This is a genomic window from Bacteroidales bacterium (assembly GCA_022647615.1).
Classification (GTDB): domain Bacteria; phylum Bacteroidota; class Bacteroidia; order Bacteroidales; family UBA932; genus Egerieousia.
In genome coordinates, this window is the sequence record JALCKZ010000001.1 from 396,347 (window position 1) to 417,018 (window position 20,672).

Consider the following 20,672-nt stretch of genomic DNA (forward strand, 5'->3'; position numbering starts at 1 on the left):
CGGGGAAGCAATAAATTCTGAAAATGAGGTGCGGCAAATTCTGCCGACAAGGAGATTAAAGTATAACCTCCTTAAACTCAGCCATTTTGGAAGTCGGTATTATCCTTACCTCTATTGGCAGGTAGAACAGACGCTTCCTTATGTCAGCGGGAATCTTGTCATTGTTGAGCAAACGGACGCTATCCTTCTCCGTAGTCATTATGACGGCTGCGGGCTGACGTCTTCCCATTGCCGTAATCTCCTTAATATCAAAGGATGAGTAATTCTTATGGTCCTTAAATTTTAAAGAATCTACAATGCGATAGCTGCCAACAAGCTGCCTTCTAATGTCCGTATCATTTGCTATGCCGGAAAATAGCATACAGAATTTTGAGTATAGATACCGGGAGTCAGCCTCTTTTGGAAATACGGGCTTTGCATCCAAATATGACACAGTGGAAAAATATAGTTTCTGCTCCGGTCTGAGTTCCAGCTCTTTGCGCCATTTTTTCTCCTCCTGTTCAACTGCTGCCGCAGCCATCTCAGGGTTGTCATTCCCATCATAATCTCCAAAATCAGGGGATTTGGAAACAATCACAATATCCGCCCTGCGTACCTGGGAAGGAAGATCCCTTAGAGTTCCAACAGGAAGCAGATTATCGCCCGCAATGGAATTATAATAGTTTACAAGCAAGATATTGCAAGAGGGAATAATCTTTCTGTACTGGAAAGCATCATCCAAAATTACCATGTTGACGCCGCAATCAGCCACAATTTTCTGAACAGCTTTAACTCTATTTGAGCAAACGGCAACTTTAATGTCAGGGAATTTGCGCTTAATCTGCAACGGCTCATCACCCGTCATGCGGAAATCATCATCCGCTTCAACCATCCTGTAACCGCGTGATTTCCTTTTGTATCCGCGGGAAATAACCCCTATTCTGCAAGGCTCGCTGCCAGCAATATCATTTTTGCAGCTTCCGTTAAGCAACCTTACAAGCATTTCTGTATGAGGTGTTTTCCCTGTTCCGCCAACCGTAATATTTCCAATAGAAATAACAGGAACATCACATTTGACGCTCTTGATTATTCTGTTGTCGTACAGATAATTTCTTATGGCCAGAACAGCCAGATAAGGAAATAGAAATGTTTTACTTTTTATTCCAAGCATACGGGTTGCAAATATAAAAAAAGGCGCGGAAAATTCGCGCCTTCTTTTTGTACAATAATATAACTCTACGTTATTAGTCGCTCAAAGAATATCTCTTGAAAGCAACTACTTTAACCTCAGGGTCAACGCTCTTAAGGTACTGAGCTACAGTTTGTTTGCCATCGCCAAGTGCAAGTACTTGCTCTTCCAAAGTTCTCTCTTTGAAGAATTTTGCAAGCTTGCCTTCTACTATTCTCTCTGCAATTGCCGCAGGTTTTCCCTCCTGTGCAACTTCCTCTCTGTAGATTTGCAACTCCTTGTCTATTACGCTTTGAGGGCAATCCTCTTTGCGGATAGAAACGGGTACCATTGCGGTAATCTGCATTGCAATCTCCTTAACAGCCTCATCAGCAATCTTCTTGCTGAATCCAACTATTGTTGCAACTTTCTTGTTGTTATGAATATAGTAGCCAACATAAGGGGCCTCTATTTTCTCATAGCAAGCAAGGACGTGCTTTTCTCCGCTCTTGCCGGTCTGGTCTGTAACAGCCTCTTCTACTGTTAAATTACCAACTTTGCAAGCCTTCAGAGCATCAACGTCTGCAGGTAAATTAGCAATAGCTGCATCTGCAATCTCCTTAGCAAGTTTTTGGAAGCCCTCTGTACCTGAGACAAAATCTGTCTCGCAGCCAAGGCAAACCAAAACTGCTTTTGTGTTGTCAGCATTTGTTCTTGCAAGAACAGCACCCTCAGAAGTCTCACGGTCAGAACGTTTTGCGGCAATCAACTTACCCTTCTCCCTAAGAAGCTCCTTTGCTCTCTCATAATCTCCATTAGCCTCTACAAGAGCCTTTTTGCAATCCATCATGCCGGCCTGCGTCATCTTGCGCAGCTTCATTACATCTGATGCTTTAATATCCATATTAAAATCTCCTCTTTTTTTTAATAATCACAACGGATTATTCCTCTTTTTTATCCTCTTTTTTCTCTGCCTTTGCAGGTTTTGCAACCTTCTCTCCTTCAGCCTTTTTCTCCTCTTTTGGAGCAGGTTTCAGAGATGCTTTTACACCCTCTTTGGGAGTAGCTTTGGCAACGCTTCTTCTTGGACGAATTTTTCTGCCCTCTGTCGGGACATCAATTTCATTAGCCTTCTCATCCTCCATCTTCTGCAAGCTCTTTATCCTTAGCTCTCTTCTCCTCCTCTGCGGCAGCCTTCTCTTTTTCTACTTTCCTCTCAGAAAGTCCCTCAGCAACAGCACCGCACAAAGCTGACATAACAACTGAAATGGATTTTGCTGCATCATCATTGGCAGGGATTACATAGTCTACCGGAGTTGGGTCACAGCAAGTATCTACCATTGCAATAACAGGAATGTTAAGTCTCTTTGCCTCTTTAACGGCGTTTGATTCCTTCTGAATATCAACAATAAACAGAGCGGAAGGAAGACGATTAAGGTCTGCGATAGAACCTAAGTTCTTCTCCAGCTTTGCTCTCTGGCGGGTAACCTGAAGTTTCTCTCTTTTTGCAAGAGTCTCAAAAGTTCCGTCGGTAATCATTTTATCTATGGTGTTCATTTTCTTAACAGCCTTCCTGATTGTTGGGAAGTTTGTAAGCATTCCACCCGGCCATCTCTCTGTAACGTAAGGCATGTTAACCTCTTTGGCCTTCTCTGCGATAATATCTTTTGCTTGTTTCTTTGTTGCGACAAAAAGAATTTTTCTGCCGCTGCGTGCCAAATTCTTCATAAAATTGGCAGCGTCATCTATCATAAGCACGGTTTTGTGCAGGTCAATGATATGAATACCATTTTTCTCCATAAAAATATATGGAGCCATCTTTGGATTCCATTTTCTCTTAAGGTGTCCAAAATGTGCGCCTGCATCTAGTAATTCTTGAAAATTTGTTCTTGGCATTTTTTTAATTTTTAATGCGTTAATTTTTTCTGTCACTTGGGCATTTATTTGCCTCCCGACAGTTCTTCTGCATGTTAAGCAGAACTCTTACTTCAATCGCGAGTAGTGACCTTGTCAATCTCGCAGATTTTCCGCGGGTGAACAAGTTGCCGGTAGTTTCTATTCTTTGACAACTGTCGGGAATAAAAAAGTCCGCCACTTTAAATTCAACCCGTGCGTAATCAGCTGTAATACTCTAACGTTTACTGAATTGGAAGCGTCTGCGAGCTCCAGGCTGTCCCGGCTTCTTTCTCTCAACCTCTCTCTGGTCACGAGTAAGAAATCCGTTCTTCTTTAGGATTGAACGATAGGCCTCAGCGTCAATTTTGCAAAGGGCGCGTGATATGCCAAGGCGAAGAGCCTCTGCCTGTCCTTTAATTCCGCCACCTACAAGGTTAACCTGAATATCAAAGTTAGCCAAAGTGTTGGTGACCTCAAGCGGCTGTTTTACAATGTAAACAAGAGACTCATCAGGGAAATATTTCTCCAGCTCTTTGCCATTAATTGTAATGTTGCCTTTACCTGTGTTCACGAAAACGCGAGCAATTGCTGATTTACGTCTTCCAAGGGCGTTAATTTTCTCCATGCTCTAAATTTCGTTTAATTTAATTGTTTTTGGTTTCTGTGCTTCATGCTTGTGTTCTGCACCTGCGTAAACGTGAAGATTGCGGAACATCTGAGCACCCAGCCTTGTCTTTGGAAGCATTCCTCTAACGGCCTCCTCAATAAGCGCTACCGGTCTGCGTTGCAATAACTCCTTTGGAGTTGCAAAGCGCTGACCTCCGGGATAACCTGTGTACCTTACGTACACCTTATCTGTCAGCTTCTTACCTGTAAGACGGACCTTTGCGGCGTTAATGATAATAACATTATCTCCGCAATCCGTGTTAGGTGTAAAGTTAACTTTCTCCTTACCTCTAAGCAGCAACGCTACTCTAGAAGCAAGACGTCCTAAAACTAGGTCTGTAGCATCAATAATCACCCACTCTTTAGTGGCTGTTTTGTTGTTGACAAACACTGTTTTGTAACTTCTGTAATCCATCGTATGATGATATAAAAAATTAAATATCTTGTGCTTTAAAGTTGCACATACCCTCTTTTCTAAGAGGGGTGCAAAGGTATATAAAAATTTATGATATGCAAACTTTCGTAAAAAAAGAGTTCCCTCGGAACTTTTTACCAACTACTGCGTAAAAAGTTCCGAGGGAACTCTTTTTTTTAACCCCACGTATCAGCAATGTAATCCAATAGCTGTACAACTTTTGCGGGGTCCGGCTCTGTGACAAGTTTCATGCGGGTTTCTTTGAAGTTTGGAAGGGCTTTGAAATAATTGCTCAAGTGACGGCGCATCTCAAACATGCCGCGCTTTTCACCCTTTATCTCCAAAGATTTTGCATAGTGTTTTTTTGCAAGCTCCACTTTCTCCTTTACAGTCAGGGGAGGCATTTCATTACCTGTCGCGAGAAAATGCTTTATCTCTTTAAAAATCCACGGATGTCCATATGTAGCACGCCCAATCATCACAGCATCAACGCCATACTTGTCAAAAGCATTGCGCGCTGTCGGCCCGTCAATAATATCTCCGTTGCCAATGATTGGGATTTTCATGCGCGGGTTGTTCTTAACTTCTCCAATTAAGGTCCAGTCCGCCTCTCCCTTATACATTTGACAACGGGTGCGGCCGTGAATTGTGAGCGCAGCAATCCCCGCATCTTGCAGTCTCTCTGCAAGTTCTACAATGATTAAAGAATTTTCATCCCAGCCAAGCCTTGTCTTCACCGTCACCGGAGTGTGCACCGCCTTCACCACCATCTCAGTGATTTCCACCATCTTATCAGGATATCGCATCATGCCGCTGCCCGCTCCCCGCTTAGCAATTTTATCAACGGGGCATCCAAAATTTATATCAATCACATCGGGATGAGAGGCCTCCGCCATTTGCGCCGCTTCTACCATTGCCTCAGGGATGTGACCATATATTTGTATCCCGATAGGTCTTTCATAATCATAAATTTGCAGCTTTTGCAGAGACTTTGTCACATTGCGCACAAGGGCATCGGAAGAGACAAATTCCGTGTACATCATATCCGCCCCAAACTCCTTGCAAATGTATCTGAATGAGGGATCTGTAACATCCTCCATGGGTGCCAGAAACAGCGGATACTCTCCAAATGTGATATTGCCGATTTTCATTGCGATGCAAAGATAATTGTTCCCTCGGAACTTTTTACATAATTCACAAAATCAGATATTTGCATTTTGAACAATCGTAAATTTTAAAGTATATCTATCTAAGAATCAACAATATGTAAAAAGTTCCGAGGGAACAATACAAAAAAAATAAATATACGCATTGGCTTGCGATTGTTTCCTTTTCAGCCTATCATTACACATGTTATTTTAGTATTAATTGGGAGGCTGTCGGGATGAAAAAAGGTGAAAAAAGGATCCAAAATGGGATAATTCATTGTTATTGCAGAGGGAATAGCAGATTTAGAGTGTTTTATGATGATGTTGATTGTGTGGTGTTTCTCAAAAAATTGCAAAAAGCGCTAGATAAGACCCACAGCAGTTTACTTGATTTTGCGCTGATGGTTAATCATTTTCATTTATTGGTAAGGACTGAAAATGTCACTGAGCTAATGGGGCCATTTTTACAGAGCTATTCCAGATGGTATAATCAACGGCATAATATGTCTAATAAACTTTTTGCTTCTCCTTTTGGTAGTTCAGCAAAGAACGAGGAGATAAAAGCTTTTCAATTAAGCACTTATATTTTGCAAAATCCATTAAAGGCAAATCTTTGCAAGAAGGCGGAGGAGTACGCCTGGAGTTCCGCCTCAATGCATTTCCCTAACAATATGGCAATTAGCTGTATGAATGCAAGTAAATATATAAAAATAGATACCTCTTTGTATGACAGCAAATTCCACAGTTACAAGGAATTCCTAAATCATATTAATTTTATTCCCGACAGTTCTGTAAGAACGGAACAAAAATCCGTTAATAACAATGTCACATTGAAAAAGATTGGCGGAGATAACTCTTCACAAGCAACCGGAAAAACTGGAATGGAGAGAAGAAAAGTATGGAAAAGCGAAATGGGAAAAAGTGAGACGGAGAAATTTGAAGTGGAGAAAAGTGAAATGGAGAAATTTGAAGTGGAGAAAAGTGAGATGGAGAAAAGTGAGATGGAGAAAAGTGAGATGGGAAAAAGTGAGATGGGAAAAAGTGAGATGGAGAAAAGTGAGATGGAGAAAAGTGAGATGGAAAAAATTGCACTTGAGTGTAAGGAAATTAATAGTGCGCAAATTTTAGGGAATGCCATTTTTGAATATCTCATAAAGAACCTAGGGGGAAAAAAATTGGGAGATTTAACAGAAGAAGAAGAAAAAGGCCTAATCAAAACTGTTTTCAAGAAGACAGATTGTAAAATTGTAGAATTAGCAAATGCCGTTCATGAAAGTTATAATTTCGTTTACAGGTTGTTGAAAAAAGTAAAAAAGTTCCGAAGGAACTTTTTTACTTAGGAATGCTGAACCAGAAAGTTGAGCCTTTGCCTAGCTCTGAGTTTACACCAATTTTGCCTCCAAGAAGACGAACCATTGTGCTGCACAAGGCAAGTCCAAGGCCGGCCCCTTGTGAGAATTTATTTGCCTTCTCAAATAGCCGGAACAACGCCTCCTGCGCCTCTTTGCTAATTCCTATGCCCGTGTCAATTACAGATATTTTGATATCTTTTTCTGTTACTTCATACCTCATTGTGATGCTCCCGGTGTCAGTGAATTTCTCTGCATTTGAAACAAGAATACCTAGAATGTCTTTTATTATCTCATCATCAGAAATAATACTTGCCGGACCTCCGGATAAACAGATAAAATCCAGTTTTTTATGCATCCTCACCTTGAGAGTGTCTGCAAGCGCTTTGAAAAACTGCTCAAAATCAAACGTTTGTTTGTTTACAGTAACTAGTCCGGACTCTGCGTCGGACAACAGAAGCATATTGTCTACAATGCTGAGAAGCTGCTTAGAATTATCATTAATATATTTTATATAATCCTGTCGCCCCTCCGCCGATGCCCCCTCGCAAATTAAACCAGAAAAACCGATTATCGCATTTAGCGGAGTTCTCACCTCATGGCTAACAGATTGTATAAAGAGCGTTTTCATTTTATTTGCAGCCTCCGCTTTATCTCGCAAGTAGATCATTTCCTGCATTTCCAGCTTTTCTTTATCTATGCTGCGAACAATGCAGATATAACTCAATATTTCATTGCCGGCTCCACTTTCATACGGAGAAACATCAATAGAAAACCAGCAATATCTGTCGGGAAATTTATACCTATACTCTGTATGATACTGCTCCATCTTTCCTTCATCCAAAACGCCGAGCAGCTCTTTTCCAATATGCAAGTCTTCCGGGTAAAATTGTGGCAGCCAATCTTTTAAATAGATGTAGTGCAAGATTGTGTCTCCGCTTTCATCCAACCTGATAAAGAATCTTTTAGTCCTGTCGTACACCATAAATATGGTGCCGTTCAACCTGGATGCGATAGACACTTTTTTCTTAAACAGCAGAAGACTGTTCTTCATCAAGAACCATTCATCCTCATGGCGTGACAACACTAGATAGCATATTACCAATGATATAAGAAGGAACACAAGCGCCAGTATCGGAATATCAAAAGCATGCCTGTCAATGGAGAAGTCAAAGAAAAAAGCGAGGATATAAAAAACAAAGACAACGCCTGCCGCCAGGGAAATTATTAAGAGCAGTTTTCTTATTATGGCCAATTTTGAAGTCATAAAGGCTGTTGTATTTTATAATACCGGCTGTTGTATTTCTTGCGAAGTTACTTATTTTTTTGTTTACTCTAATATTTAAATAAGGGACAGAAAATAAATTAACTTTGCGTAGGTTAAAACAAGAATAAGTATTGAAATATTAACTTTGCGCAGGTTAAAACAAGAATAAGTATGAATGAGAATTCAGAAAATATAAAAGTTCCAAGGAAGCTCAACCGCATAGGTGTTCTGACTTCCGGAGGAGATGCGCCTGGAATGAATGCGGCAATCAGATCAGTAGTAAGGTCAGCAATTTACAACAATATACAACCTGTCGGGATTTACAGAGGTTATTACGGACTTGTAAACAGGCAGTTTGTGACAATGCAGTCACATTCCGTTTCAAAAATTATTTCCCAGGGCGGTACTATCTTAAAATCCAGCAGATTGCCGGAGTTTGAAAATAAAGAGTGCAGAGATATAGCAATTGAAAATCTTAGGGAAGCCTCTATAGATGCGCTGGTTGTAATTGGCGGAGATGGTTCTTTCAGGGGTGCGCACATGCTTGCAACGGAAAATGATTTTCCTGTTGTTGGTCTTCCCGGAACTATTGATAATGACATATTTGGAACAGATTTCACTATTGGATTTGATACGGCAATCAATACCGCCGTTGAGGCAATAGATAAAATCAGAGATACGGCAGACTCTCACAATCTTGTTTTCTTTGTGGAAGTTATGGGCAGAGATGCCGGTTTTATTGGACTTTATACTGCAATCGCGACAGGTGCTGAAGCCACTATAATCCCTGAGGTTCACACAGATATAAACAATCTTTGCGATTATCTTCTTAAAGAGAGAAGAAAGAATAAGACCAGCGGAATTGTAATTGTTGCGGAGGGCTCGGACCAGGGAAGCGCAATTGAGATTGCAGCTAAGGTGAAGGCTAGAATCCCTGATTATGAGACCCGTGTAACAACGCTTGGGCATATACAAAGAGGTGGTTCCCCTACTTGCAACGATAGAGTTCTTGCAAGTACATTGGGCAACGCATCTGTTAACGCCTTAATGTCAGGGGTTTCAGACGTTCTGATTGGACAGGTAAACGGCCAGGTTGCATACACTCCGTTTGAAGAAGCTTGTGCAAAACACAACCCTATAAACCAGAAATGGCTGGAAGTTGCACACATCCTGTCACTTTAATGTGAATAGAAGTTATTTGAATTTATTCAAGATTTTTACGGACGCCGTCAAGAAAAGTTTTCATCTTGGCGGTGTTTTTTTCTTTAACAATCTCCTGCAGCAAAGAGAGTTTATTTTGTATTCCCGACAGTTGTCTGGATGTCAGAGGATTAAACAATATTTCAGTAAGCAGGTAGTCATCTTCTGATAAAAGGCCATGCGCAATTGCAAGATGCTTTTTAAAGGTTGTACCCGGCACATCCTGATGTTTCATTATGGAGCCGAAGACTAGCGTGCTTGCAAAAGGGACTGAAAGAGAATAAGATACAACTTCATCGTGTTCCGCAAAAGTATATTCCCTTACGTTAAGTCCAAGAGAATTAAACAGGTTCCTGAAAAACTTCAGGCCTGCTTTATCAGTACCCCGGCTCTTTGCAAGTCCACGGCTCCCGGAACTGCTTTGTTTATTATCATTTACCTTTGTCTCACTCTTTTCATTAATAATAATTGCGTTCTCCTGCTGCAAATTTCCCAGATTGGCAAAGGTTGGGCCGAACATTGGATGTACTGATACATAGCGAAATCCGCTCTCCTCATAGAATTTTTTCAAACGAGTTTTAACAGAAGCAATATCTGAAATTATGCAATTATCAGGTAAGAACGGCATCACTTTTTTGAATGCCTGTATGGTGCAGTTAAGTGTAACACAATTAATTACAAGATTGGGTTTAAAAGCCTTAACTTCTTTGTAATCCGTAAAGCGCAGCACATTGTACATAAAACGCAATTTTCTAACATCTGTCTCAAGAACTGCAACCTTATTGTTAAAGCTCAGCAAATCACAGAAGAACGAGCCCATTTTGCCGGCTCCCAGAATCAAAATTTTCATCTTATAAATCTAGTTGTTCACTTCTTTTTTGAAGGAACTTTTTTTACACTCTTTTCTTTAACACTCTTTATTTTTTTCTCCTCCCCGCTCCCCATTATTTTCATTTGTACATCTACTGACTCGCGATGGATGCTCTCCATTATTCCGGCCACAAAATCTTTGTTCAAATCTAGAGACTCTGCAAGTTTTGCCCGGTCTTTCATAATATCTCCATAGCGCTTTGTTTGCAAAACGGGCATATTATGTTCTTTCTTGTAAGTTCCTATCTCTCTGGATATTGCCATTCTCTTAGATAGGAGCTCAATGACTTTTCTGTCAATCTCATCTATGCGTCCGCGCAGAACATTTATATTTTCTGTTGTTTGCACATTGTCTCTTATTACAAGCATTTTTAAGGTGTAATCCAGAACATCAGGCGTAAGCTGCTGAGCAGCATCACTTAATGCACTGTCGGGATTACAATGGGACTCTATTATCAAACCGTCATAATTTAAATCCAAAGCCTGCTGTGATAGCGGTGCAATCAATTCCCTCTTGCCGCCCATATGACTTGGATCGCAGAGCATTGTGGCCTCCGGATATCTGCGCTTCATCTCAATTGGAATATGCCATAGCGGAACGTTGCGGTATATTTTTTTGTCATAAGAACTAAAGCCGCGGTGAATGAGGCCCATATTTTTTACCCCGGCATTGCTCAATCTCTCCACAGCTCCGCACCAAAGTTCAATATCAGGGTTTGTAGGATTCTTTATAAGCACCGGAATATCAGTACCTTTAAGGGCATCGGCCAGCGCCTGCACCGCAAAAGGATTTGCAACGGTACGCGCACCAAGCCAAATTAAATCTATCCCGGCTTTAAGGACTTCAAATACATGCTCAGGGGTAGCAACCTCTGTGGCAACCAGCATGCCGGTCTTCTTCTTGACCTCCTTGAGCCAGGCAAGACCCTCAACTCCAATCCCCTCAAAACCACCTGGTTTGGTGCGGGGCTTCCATATTCCTGCACGGAAAATTTTGATTCCTTTAGCCGCAAGCTGTTCTGCAGTATTCATTACCTGCTCCCTGCTCTCCGCGCTGCATGGGCCTGCTATAACAAGCGGCCGCACATTTTGAATTCCTTTAAGATTTAATTTTTTCATCGCTTTTACTCGTAATTTTATTCAGAGCCTTTACAAGCATCTGCTTATTAGCACACAAAGATATTCTAATATAGTTATCTCCCTCACTTCCAAAGATAAAACCTGGGGCAAGGAATATTTTTTTCTCATGCAATAAATCATCACATATTTTTTGTCCGGCTGAAATTACAACTGTATTTTGCTCTTTCTTTGCAGCGCGGCCGGTGGTAGGTCTTGCATTTTTCACCCTCCCCCAAAGGAACAAACCGCTCTGGTCTTTGCGAACCTCACACCCTATTGACTCTAAAATTTTAGCAGCCAAATCTCTCCGCTCTCCATACACTTTATTGATTTTTTTATACCAGCTGTCGGGAACTTTAAGTGCTTCAACCGCAGCCAGCTGCAAGCCCTTAAACATACCGCTGTCCATGTTGCTTTTAACACGCAAAATCCATTGGATAAATTGCTTGTTGCTTGCAGCCATTCCTATTCTCCAGCCGGGCATGTTAAAAGTTTTGCTCATAGAATTAAGCTCTATGCAAACATCTTTTGCTCCTGGAACGGCAAGGATACTTATAGGATGTTCATTAAGAATAAAACTGTAAGGATTATCATGACAAATTATTATGCCGTGCTTTTTACCAAATGCCACAAGTCTCTTAAACAGAGCCATATTAGCGTTCGCACCTGTTGGCATATTCGGATAATTGCACCACATCAGTTTTACTTTATCCAAATGAATTTTACCTGCGGCATTTTGCTTCTCCAGCTCCTCAAAATCCGGGAACCAATTGTTTTTTTCTCTCAATGAGTAATTAATAATCTTAGCGCCAACCAGCTTAGAAACAGAGGCATACGTCGGATATCCGGGATTTGGTATCAGCACTCCGTCTCCGGGATTTACAAACGCCATTGAGATATGCATCACGCCCTCCTTGCTCCCCATCAGCGGAAGAATCTCACACGCAGGGTCAAGATTCACACCGTATTTTCTTTTATAAAAATCTGCAAAGCCGGCACGCAATTCAGGCAGTCCAATGTAAGATTGATAACCATGTGAGTCTGTACGCAATGCGCAATCATTCAGAGCTTTAACAGTTGCATCAGAGGGAGGCAAATCCGGACTTCCAATGCCCAAATTGATTACATCCTCACCAGCCGCTTTCATTGCAGCAATCTCCTTAAGTTTAACGGAAAAATAATATTCCTTCACATTCTCAATCCTGTGAGCTGGAGAAAATTTCAATATTTCTTTTTTGTTCTTCATCTTTTCTAACCAATAATTCAATTGCAGTCACATCTTCTGCATAGGAGGCCACTATTAAACATTTTGCTTGCCTTCTTCATATTCTCCCAAAATTTTAAACTCTTTTGTCAGCGGCACAATTGCATCAATTGCCTGTTTATACCTCTGATAATCATCAAATAACAAATTAATATAAAATTGATATTCCCACTCCCGTCCAACAATCGGCAGACTTTGAATCATGCTTAAATTCATTCCGTAAAAAGAGAGAATTGTCAAAACTTTGGACAAGCTCCCCGTCTCATGGGGCAAAGTGAAAACCAGAGAACTTTTATTTGCATCTGCAACTTTTTTTGCAACGCTCTTATTTTCCAAAATCAAAAACCTTGTAAAATTTCTCTTGTTTGTCTCAATGCCGTCCGCAAGAATTTCCATCCCGTAAAGATTTGCAGCAACGGAGGGACAGATTGCGGCGTGGTCTGTTAAGTTATTCTCTTTTATCCACTTAGCGCTTCCTGCAGTATCCTCTTTCTCAACCATTTTGACATTGGGCAAAGTCTCCAGAAAATCTTCACATTGCATAAAAGCCATAGGATGAGAATTAATCTCTTTTATCTGGTGAATCCCAATTCCAGGCAGAGCTACAAGAGCGTGAGAAATTCTCAGTTTATATTCTCCAACAATTTTCAAATCATAGCTTCTTATCAGCTGATAATTTGGAAGAAGGCTCCCGGCTATTGTATTCTCAATTGCCATAATTCCCAGCAGCGCAGGGTCTTTCTCCACTTTAACGGCCAGCTCCTTAAATGTGTCACAATCAACAGTTTCTATCTCCTCGCCGCTAAAATAATTTTGCGCTGCAATGTAATGATTGCAACCTCCTATCCCCTGTATTGCCACTCTTTTCATCTTAAAAATTTTTACCTCTTTTGTCTTAAATATCTGTCGCGACAGATATAAAAAAAACTCCCGCTTTTCCAGCAGGAGTTCAAACATTAATATATTCTTTATTACTGAATTTCTACAATGCGCTCCCGCTCTTACCTGATAAAGTAAAAGTAAAAATAATAGGAGCCGTAAAATCGTCTGTTCAACATTATTGTCTTTTTGAAAGGTTTGAATATCTACTTTCAACGCTGCAAAGGTATGTATTTTTCCTTACGGTTGTTTATTTTTCTACAAGAAACCGCCAAGAAATCCCGCTAAAAGTGTTGTTTTAAGAGACAAAATTATATACTTTTGTAAAAACAATTACAAATTATAAGGGCCGTGGCAATATATACACGTAAGAATATCAATGATTTAACAAAACTAATTCCAAGCAACAGCGGAATTTTTGTTATAATTGATAAGCATTTGAGTCCATATTTTCCATTATTCCATGGAATGTCGCTTATAAAAATTACGGCGACGGAACAAAATAAGTCCCTGGAGACAATTGGCTCAATCACCGACAGGCTTCTTAAACTTGGCGCAGACAGGGACTGTTTCATTATTGGTGTCGGTGGCGGAATTACCACAGACATAGCGGGTTTCGTGGCCTCCATATACAAAAGAGGCGTACGTTTTGGCTTTGTACCTACAACTTTGCTGGCGCAGGCAGATGCTGCTCTAGGCGGCAAGAACGGAGTTAACTTTAACAACTACAAAAACATCATCGGAAACATTAACCAGCCAATGTGGGTTTATGAAACTCCTATGTTTTTTTCCACACTATCTCCGCGTGTTTTTAAGTCGGGGATATCTGAAGTCCTTAAGACTTTTCTGATTTTTGATGCGACATATTACAAAAAGGCTGTAAAATTTTTCTCTTCATATAATATTAAGGATGAGAATGATAAGAACATCACAGCCATTAATAATCTTTTGAGCAAGTGCGGTTTCTACAAGACAGCCATTGTAAGCAAAGATGAATTTGAAAGGGGAGAAAGACGCAAGCTAAACTTTGGACACACCTTTGCCCATGCAATAGAAAAATACTATAACAGCATAGATGCCAAGGTTATGTCAAAAGCTTTGGCAAATAAAGATTACAGACCTATTGAACCATCCTTCACACACGGAGAAGCAGTAAGCGTTGGCGTTGTAATGGCCGCTATGATTTCACATGCAGCGGGACATTGCACACAAGAATTTGTTGATATGCTCAAGAAAGATTTCCAAAGTGTCGGGCTCCCGACAGATTGTAAAGTTGAAATCAACAAGCTGCTAAAATTTATAAGATATGATAAAAAAGTAAGCGGACACGGAATCCATTTTATTATGCCTTATGCACCGGGACATGTTGAGGATGAGCTAATTAGCCTAAACAATTTATACAAGCTGGCCAAAAAAGCAGAAGGTTTGGAATGAGAAGTAATACTGCAAAAGAGAGAGATATTATTTGTGCATGCATTGGAGAGCAAGATTCTCTAAAGTGTGCAAATGCAATTAACAAATGCAAATTTGCAGAACTTAGAGGTGATTTGTGCGGACTTAAAACGGCCGAGGTAAAAAAAATAATTTTATCCCATCCCCATTTGATTTTTACATACAGAATCACTCCGCAAACAAAAACAATTGCAAGAGAACAGATGCTGGCTGCAATACAAAGCGGTGCAGAATATATTGATATTCAAGAAAATGCTCCAGCCGATGTTTTCAAGGAGATAAAAGAGGAAATAGAGAAGAACGACACATGCAAGCTAATAGTTTCATACCACAACTTTGAGTCAACACCACAGCTTGCAGAATTAAAAGCAATAGCTGAAAGATGCAAAAACTTAGGAGCCAATCTTGTCAAGATTGTACCAACCGCTGCAAATATTTCTGAAGCATCAAGGGTCTTGCAACTGTATAAATTATTCCCGGACAACCTAATTGCATTTGCAATGGGAAATGCCGGGAAATTCACAAGAGTTGCCTCCCTTTATCTGGGAGCTCCATTTGCATATTGCTCATACACAACACAAACCGCAGACGGGCAATACACCGTCGCCGAGATGAAAAAAATTACGGCATCAGGCAATTATGAATTCCAGGTTCCGTCTTTTGCAAGCAGCAAATTGTTTTCTCCATTCACTAAGGCATCTGCAGGAGAAAACCGCAAAGCAATTAACAAATCTGTGACAATACCATGCTCTAAAAGCATTGCTCAAAGAGCTATTATCGCAGCCTCTATTGCAAAGGGAGAGAGCATATTAGAGAACTTTGAGCCTTGCAATGACATTACCTCAGCCATAAATTTTGCACGCAAAGCGGGTTGTCTTGTAACCAGCAAAAGAAGAGAAAATAATACGGGTGAAAAGTACTTGATTATAAAGAGTCCGGGCATAGAGCAATGGAAAAAATTCCAGCTGATAAACACCGGAGAATCCGGTCTTCTGACAAGATTGCTTATGCCTGTATTATCCTATGTATCAAGCATTAGGAGCCATACGGAAATTGCATCCAAAATAACAATCACGGGAGAAGGCAGCTTGTTAAAGAGAGATTTGGGTTCTGCTGTTATCTCGCTTAGAGAATCAGGTGCATGGTGCACTGCGGCAAAGGAGAATAAATATTTGCCGTTTGTAGTTGGAGCGGAAATTAGCAAGCATCGTTTTGCAATTTCAGGCAAAGAAAGTTCTCAAACTATTTCCGGCTTTTTAATGACTCTTCCTTTGCTTAATCACGATAGTGTAATGGAAGTTGACAACCCTGCCAGTGTTCCATACATTATGCTGACAATAAGCATTTTAAAGCAATTCGGAATAAAAATAAAATGCACAGCTGAAAAAGATAAGCTGGTATTTTACATTAAGGGAGGACAAGAATACGGAGCAGTTCATTTCCTGATGGATTCTGATTGGAGCTCTGCATCAAATTTTGCCGTTGCCGGAGCAATTGCAAGTTCCATGGTAAACTGCAAATCTGCTGATGAAAAAAGTGAAAAAAGTTCCGACGGAACTTTTACAATCAGGAGCATGAACACAAAAACCAATCAGGCTGATGAGGCAATTCTGGATGTTCTGCTGCAGTGCGGAGTAAAAATAAAATTCTCAAAAGCCTCTAATACAGAGCTGATTAAAAAACAGGATGTGAGATATGATATGAGGCGTTCCGTCCCTTCCAATTTGAAGGACGTCACAATTTCCGCCCGCCGCCTTAATGCATTTGATTTTGATGCCACTAATTGCCCCGATTTGTTCCCAATACTTGCAGCGCTTGCTATCCATTGCAATGGGACCAGCAAAATCAAAGGAGTTGGCAGATTGTTAAAGAAAGAGAGCAATAGAGCGGAAGCAATAATAGGAGAGTTTACAAAAATTGGAGCTGACATTTGCGTAGATGGTGATGTTATGATAATCAATGGTTTGCAATATGGTTCCACATCCGGTTCAAAGTCATCAGGAAGGGCCTGCGGCACAAATGATTACGCACTTTGCTCCTCCCGCAATGACCACAGAATTGCAATGGCCTTGATAATTGAAGGAATGTTGCAACAATACTATCGGGAGCAAAATAATATTCCTTTCTCCATAAAAATTGATGAGGTAAAGTGCATTGATAAATCGTTCCCCTCTTTTTTGGAAAGACTGCAATTAAAAAAATAATAATATTATGAATTCATACGGGAGAAAATTCAGGCTCTCCATTTTTGGAGAATCACACGGCACAATGGTTGGTGTCACAATGGATGGGGTTCCTGCAGGAATGCAGTTGAGAGAGAGTGACTTTAGCGTAGATTTAAAGCGCCGCAAGAGCGGAGGAATTGGCACTACATTGCGCAGAGAGGATGACACACCTCTCATCATATCAGGCATTTACCACGGCATGACAACCGGAGCTCCGCTAACCGTGGTATTCAGAAATCAAAATACAAACTCGTCAGACTATGAGAAAATAAAAGAGTGGCCGCGTCCGGGGCATGCAGATTTTGTTGCAATGAAAAAGTTCTGCGGCTTTAATGACGTACGCGGCGGAGGGCACTTTTCCGGACGTCTTACGCTTTGTCTTGTAGCTGCCGGAGTTGTTGCCAAGAAGATGCTCACGACAGGTAATTGCAATTGTCTCAAAGAGATATATAATGCAAAACCTGCAAAGACCGTAAAGAAAAATGCAATTTCAATCTCTGCAAAACTTACCGCAATTGGAGGAGAGACAGATGATAAAAAGTGGGAACCGCTTATTAAAGAGGCTATTAAAGAGGGTGATTCTTTGGGCGGGTTAATTGAGTGCACCTGCAGTAATGTTCCCGCAGGACTTGGGGAACCATTTTTTGATTCTTTGGAATCACAGATTTCTCATCTTATATTTTCTATCCCTGCAACGCGCGGAATTGAATTTGGAGACGGATTTAAAGCGGCGGAAATGAAAGGTTCTCAGCACAATGACTGCATCATAGATAAGAACGGCAAGACAAAAACAAACGGCGCGGGAGGAATCAACGGCGGAATCTCCAACGGCAACCCAATTGTCTTCAGAGTTGCAATAAAGCCAACATCAAGCATTTCCAAAAATCAGAAAAGCTTTGATTTTGTAACGGGCAAAGTAGAAGAGTATTCCATTCGCGGCCGTCATGATTGCTGCATTGCGTTGCGCTGCCCTGTTATCATTGAGGCCGCCGCAGCCATTGCACTTGTAAACGCCTAAAACACACAGCTTATCATCAAGGTCAAAGCATAAAAAAAGCCGGCATTTCTGTCGGCTTTTTATTTTGTTTATCAGCTAGTTATACAGCCAATATTAGTTGTATAACCAATTGTAATTAGAAACATTAGTGGATACAGACGTATCATACCAATACTGAGCATCTGCTGCAGAAGTGGAATACCAGTTGATATAATTGGTGTAAATAGATGCTACATCAATGGTCTCTCTAGCCCAATGGAATTCTGTCGGTATCATAATAGCCCATACTAATCCGTTTCTTAATCTGTATGGATTATCATCTGATTTCCAATCTTGTGGATTAGTAGGATCATACTTAAGCAGATTAGGGTCTATCAAGTCCGTTGCATCAAATGTCATCAAGTGAACCTCTCTGCCTCTGTAAGTTGCATCAAAATTCTTTGATACCGCAATGAACAGATTGAATGCATCCATTCCAAGTCTTGTCGGGTCAAGCGGTGTTGTGAATGTAACCTTGGTCTCTTTCTCTACAGGAGCAACAACGCTGCCTCCTGTGTACCCGGTATTTACAAATGTATTCACTCCAAATAGTTCTGAAGGTGAGTTCAGCAATGGAAATACCGCATAGGTCTGTCCGCTCTCGCAACCATTTGATTCTGAATGTCCTATAGGACCGGCTGCAAGTGCAGTATTTGTGTTGGTTACAGATGAAACTTCAGACGTGCTTACTCCGTCCAGCTGTACGCCGCAGCTTAGCAGCATGGATGTGCCGGCAGCCATCAGCTTCCATTTAACCTTCTCATAAACAACCATGTTATTGGCATTCTTGTAGTATCCTACGTTGCAATATATAACAAGGTCATTCAAATCATAGTCTCCAATATCTGACCACAAATCCTCAAATGCATAAGTACAAAAAGTTCCTTCGGAAGGGAAATATGATACGTACGCTAACGTTGGATCATTAGGGAACTGGTCAGTATCATTTGGCACTCCATCTCCGTCATGTATCCTTAGGGCCTTTGTTAATCTGTCCAACTCCATGATTATAAGGTGTTTCAGGTATATCATTTATGCGTGCAGGTCCATCATCGTCATATCCAAAATATGCTGGCAATAAATCACCATAAGCATCATTGCACAGCCTTCTGGTCCAGTATAAGCACTCCGCTTTATCAGCAGCATTTGCGTAATAAACTTCTATAGCTCCCTCAAAATCCATGTTATTGATAGTAGTTGATGAATATATTGTGGAAGAAGCATCCTTTGTTAATGTTCCTGAACTTCCCGTCTCCTGCATACCGACAATTATCAGTGCATAATCACTGTCTGATGTGTTGTAAAACAATACTTTCATTAGAGTTCCCGTGGTATTCAGCTGATTGAAAACGGCAATACTCCCGCCATCAGCGTAAATAATGTGGTCATATCCATACTCAGCAGTCGTCTCGTAATTAAACACATTCGCCTCAAAAAGAGAACCGGAGTATAAATGAACTCTGCCAGACCTTCCAGGCATAAATGTATTCACTCCCAAATATCCCAAATTAAAAACATAACTCCCCTGGGTAGGAGACAGAGTGCCTGAACATGTTAAATTACCATAATTGACAAGGTTAGCAACATCTGAATAATTACCGGAAAGCGTCATATTGGCACATGAAAAATCCCCCCCGTCCTCATTTTCTATTCTTGATTCAAGAGAAAAAGCACCAGATCCTATGGTAACATCCTGAACATCAACTGTCCCAAAGTTATAAAACTTTGCATTAAAGCCAACGGAAAACGTAGGTGCGTTGCTTGCTGAATTAAAAGTACTGGTGGAAGTATTGTAAAAATCTATTGCTTTAATTGAATAACTTGTATTTGTTCCTTTCCCGACATTGATTGTACCAGCATTTATAATATCAGATACGTAACCCCACTTATAATTTGCATTATAAAATTGGAAGCCACCCTGAAAATTAATTGTTCCTCCCTCTTTTACATCAATAATAGTCTGACCGTCTTCATAACTTCCACCTGTACTGAATCCAGTAATCGTGAGAGTTGCACCCGGCAAAACTACAATTGAAGCCCTGCTAAAGTTAACCGAGCAGTCCAGGGTAACATCACCCGAAATAAATACTGTAGAATTGGTCGTGTTTGCAGAAAACATTGAACTATTGCTCCATGTAGCAGGTCCTTGAAGCAACCAATTACCAGATTTTTTTATATGAGACTGAACACTGCTTGCGTTATCGCTGCTAGTAAAAGTGCCGTCATAACTACTTGGTACTGAAATGCCAGCAGGAACAGTAGCAACTCTTAACGGGCCTGAAACGGCAGACATTGCACTAGCTTTTGTTGCCGAAGATACTGTTGGTTTAATACAAGCAGTCGCTTTTGTACCACTAACAATATATTTGTACAAATGAACTGAACTTCCTGGCACCTTTGCCCAAATATAAAGTGTATCAAGAGCTGTAGGTAAATCTATTGTAGCCGTGTATGGCTTACCCGTATAAGCAGCACCCTCGCTTACAAGATATTTGCTTGTATATAAAGGCTTTGTGTAGACCCTGATGGTTGTTGCATATTTCTGGTATGCAGCATCCACCGTTGGTGTTGCAACACTGATTGAAACGGCATGTGTGGTTTTCCAATTAAAACCATCCAACACAGCATCTGTTCCCTCTATGCCTTGATTTTTAACGCAGGAGGTAAGAGCCATAAAAATTGCCGCTAATAAAAAAAGTCTTTTCATAAGTAGTATTTTAGTCCGTCTCTCGACAGGAA

Annotated in this window: 19 protein-coding genes and 1 pseudogene; 5 read left to right on the forward strand and 15 right to left on the reverse strand. The window is 40.7% G+C overall.

All coding sequences use genetic code 11. From position 1 onward, the window contains the following. Positions 1 to 55: 55 nt before the first annotated feature. The 8 genes from lpxK to dusB form a co-directional block, all read right to left on the reverse strand. A complete protein-coding gene (gene lpxK / locus LKM37_01675; protein ID MCI1719727.1) occupies positions 56 to 1,150 on the reverse strand; it encodes a tetraacyldisaccharide 4'-kinase in 1,095 nt (364 codons plus the stop codon). A gap of 73 nt (positions 1,151 to 1,223) precedes the next feature. Next, the gene (tsf, locus tag LKM37_01680) at positions 1,224 to 2,051 is read right to left on the reverse strand and encodes a translation elongation factor Ts (GenBank protein MCI1719728.1); all 828 of its coding nucleotides are present in this window, start codon (positions 2,049 to 2,051) and stop codon (positions 1,224 to 1,226) included. A 37-nt stretch (positions 2,052 to 2,088) separates the two neighbouring features. Next, complete coding sequence (locus LKM37_01685) at positions 2,089 to 2,292, reverse strand: hypothetical protein (protein MCI1719729.1); 204 nt, start codon at positions 2,290 to 2,292, stop codon at positions 2,089 to 2,091. Next, positions 2,282 to 3,043 carry a 30S ribosomal protein S2 gene (gene rpsB / locus LKM37_01690; GenBank protein ID MCI1719730.1) on the reverse strand — a complete coding sequence of 254 codons (762 nt, stop codon included), beginning with the start codon at positions 3,041 to 3,043 and terminating at the stop codon, positions 2,282 to 2,284. The genes LKM37_01685 and rpsB overlap by 11 nt, the downstream gene beginning before the upstream one ends. Before the next feature lie 19 nt (positions 3,044 to 3,062). Then, positions 3,063 to 3,242 carry a hypothetical protein gene (locus tag LKM37_01695; GenBank protein MCI1719731.1) on the reverse strand — a complete coding sequence of 60 codons (180 nt, stop codon included), beginning with the start codon at positions 3,240 to 3,242 and terminating at the stop codon, positions 3,063 to 3,065. Positions 3,243 to 3,278: 36 nt separating this feature from the next. Continuing rightward, a complete protein-coding gene (rpsI, locus tag LKM37_01700; protein ID MCI1719732.1) occupies positions 3,279 to 3,668 on the reverse strand; it encodes a 30S ribosomal protein S9 in 390 nt (129 codons plus the stop codon). 3 nt (positions 3,669 to 3,671) lie between these two features. Then, a complete protein-coding gene (rplM, locus tag LKM37_01705; GenBank protein MCI1719733.1) occupies positions 3,672 to 4,124 on the reverse strand; it encodes a 50S ribosomal protein L13 in 453 nt (150 codons plus the stop codon). A 176-nt stretch (positions 4,125 to 4,300) separates the two neighbouring features. Continuing rightward, complete coding sequence (dusB, locus tag LKM37_01710) at positions 4,301 to 5,275, reverse strand: tRNA dihydrouridine synthase DusB (protein MCI1719734.1); 975 nt, start codon at positions 5,273 to 5,275, stop codon at positions 4,301 to 4,303. A gap of 500 nt (positions 5,276 to 5,775) precedes the next feature. On the opposite strand from dusB, the gene LKM37_01715 reads away from it, so the two are divergent. Beyond that, positions 5,776 to 6,612, forward strand: a complete 837-nt coding sequence (locus tag LKM37_01715; GenBank protein MCI1719735.1) for a hypothetical protein — start codon at positions 5,776 to 5,778, stop codon at positions 6,610 to 6,612. On the opposite strand, the gene LKM37_01720 is transcribed toward LKM37_01715, so the two are convergent. Next, a complete protein-coding gene (locus tag LKM37_01720; protein ID MCI1719736.1) occupies positions 6,605 to 7,888 on the reverse strand; it encodes a HAMP domain-containing histidine kinase in 1,284 nt (427 codons plus the stop codon). The two genes, LKM37_01715 and LKM37_01720, sit on opposite strands and share 8 nt — an antisense overlap. Before the next feature lie 171 nt (positions 7,889 to 8,059). Between LKM37_01720 and pfkA the strand changes: the two genes are divergently transcribed. Next, positions 8,060 to 9,070 (forward strand): 6-phosphofructokinase, encoded by a 1,011-nt coding sequence (pfkA, locus tag LKM37_01725; GenBank protein ID MCI1719737.1) that lies wholly within the window; start codon positions 8,060 to 8,062, stop codon positions 9,068 to 9,070. Positions 9,071 to 9,092: 22 nt separating this feature from the next. Here the strand turns inward: pfkA and LKM37_01730 are convergent, their stop codons facing one another. The 4 genes and pseudogenes from LKM37_01730 to LKM37_01745 all read right to left on the reverse strand — a co-directional run bounded on the left by LKM37_01730 (position 9,093) and on the right by LKM37_01745 (position 13,211). Next, on the reverse strand, positions 9,093 to 9,938 hold the full coding sequence (locus LKM37_01730) for a prephenate dehydrogenase/arogenate dehydrogenase family protein (protein ID MCI1719738.1): 846 nt from the start codon (positions 9,936 to 9,938) through the stop codon (positions 9,093 to 9,095). A gap of 92 nt (positions 9,939 to 10,030) precedes the next feature. Continuing rightward, positions 10,031 to 11,077: pseudogene (locus tag LKM37_01735) on the reverse strand (bifunctional 3-deoxy-7-phosphoheptulonate synthase/chorismate mutase type II). Continuing rightward, a complete protein-coding gene (locus LKM37_01740) occupies positions 11,058 to 12,323 on the reverse strand; it encodes an aminotransferase class I/II-fold pyridoxal phosphate-dependent enzyme (protein ID MCI1719739.1) in 1,266 nt (421 codons plus the stop codon). Before LKM37_01740 ends, LKM37_01735 begins: the two are co-directional and overlap by 20 nt. Before the next feature lie 54 nt (positions 12,324 to 12,377). Continuing rightward, on the reverse strand, positions 12,378 to 13,211 hold the full coding sequence (locus LKM37_01745) for a prephenate dehydratase (protein MCI1719740.1): 834 nt from the start codon (positions 13,209 to 13,211) through the stop codon (positions 12,378 to 12,380). A gap of 360 nt (positions 13,212 to 13,571) precedes the next feature. Here LKM37_01745 and LKM37_01750 point away from each other — a divergent pair, with 360 nt between their 5' ends. From LKM37_01750 to aroC, 3 genes are read left to right on the forward strand one after another with little or no spacing between them, the layout of a single operon-like run. After that, positions 13,572 to 14,654, forward strand: coding sequence for a 3-dehydroquinate synthase (locus LKM37_01750; protein ID MCI1719741.1), 1,083 nt, complete (start codon positions 13,572 to 13,574; stop codon positions 14,652 to 14,654). Beyond that, positions 14,651 to 16,876 (forward strand): type I 3-dehydroquinate dehydratase, encoded by a 2,226-nt coding sequence (locus LKM37_01755; GenBank protein ID MCI1719742.1) that lies wholly within the window; start codon positions 14,651 to 14,653, stop codon positions 16,874 to 16,876. The genes LKM37_01750 and LKM37_01755 overlap by 4 nt, the downstream gene beginning before the upstream one ends. Positions 16,877 to 16,883: 7 nt before the next feature. Further along, positions 16,884 to 17,915, forward strand: a complete 1,032-nt coding sequence (aroC, locus tag LKM37_01760; protein MCI1719743.1) for a chorismate synthase — start codon at positions 16,884 to 16,886, stop codon at positions 17,913 to 17,915. A 93-nt stretch (positions 17,916 to 18,008) separates the two neighbouring features. On the opposite strand, the gene LKM37_01765 is transcribed toward aroC, so the two are convergent. After that, complete coding sequence (locus tag LKM37_01765; GenBank protein MCI1719744.1) at positions 18,009 to 18,938, reverse strand: LruC domain-containing protein; 930 nt, start codon at positions 18,936 to 18,938, stop codon at positions 18,009 to 18,011. Further along, the gene (locus LKM37_01770; GenBank protein ID MCI1719745.1) at positions 18,898 to 20,640 is read right to left on the reverse strand and encodes a hypothetical protein; all 1,743 of its coding nucleotides are present in this window, start codon (positions 20,638 to 20,640) and stop codon (positions 18,898 to 18,900) included. Before LKM37_01770 ends, LKM37_01765 begins: the two co-directional genes overlap by 41 nt. Positions 20,641 to 20,672 lie beyond the last annotated feature (32 nt).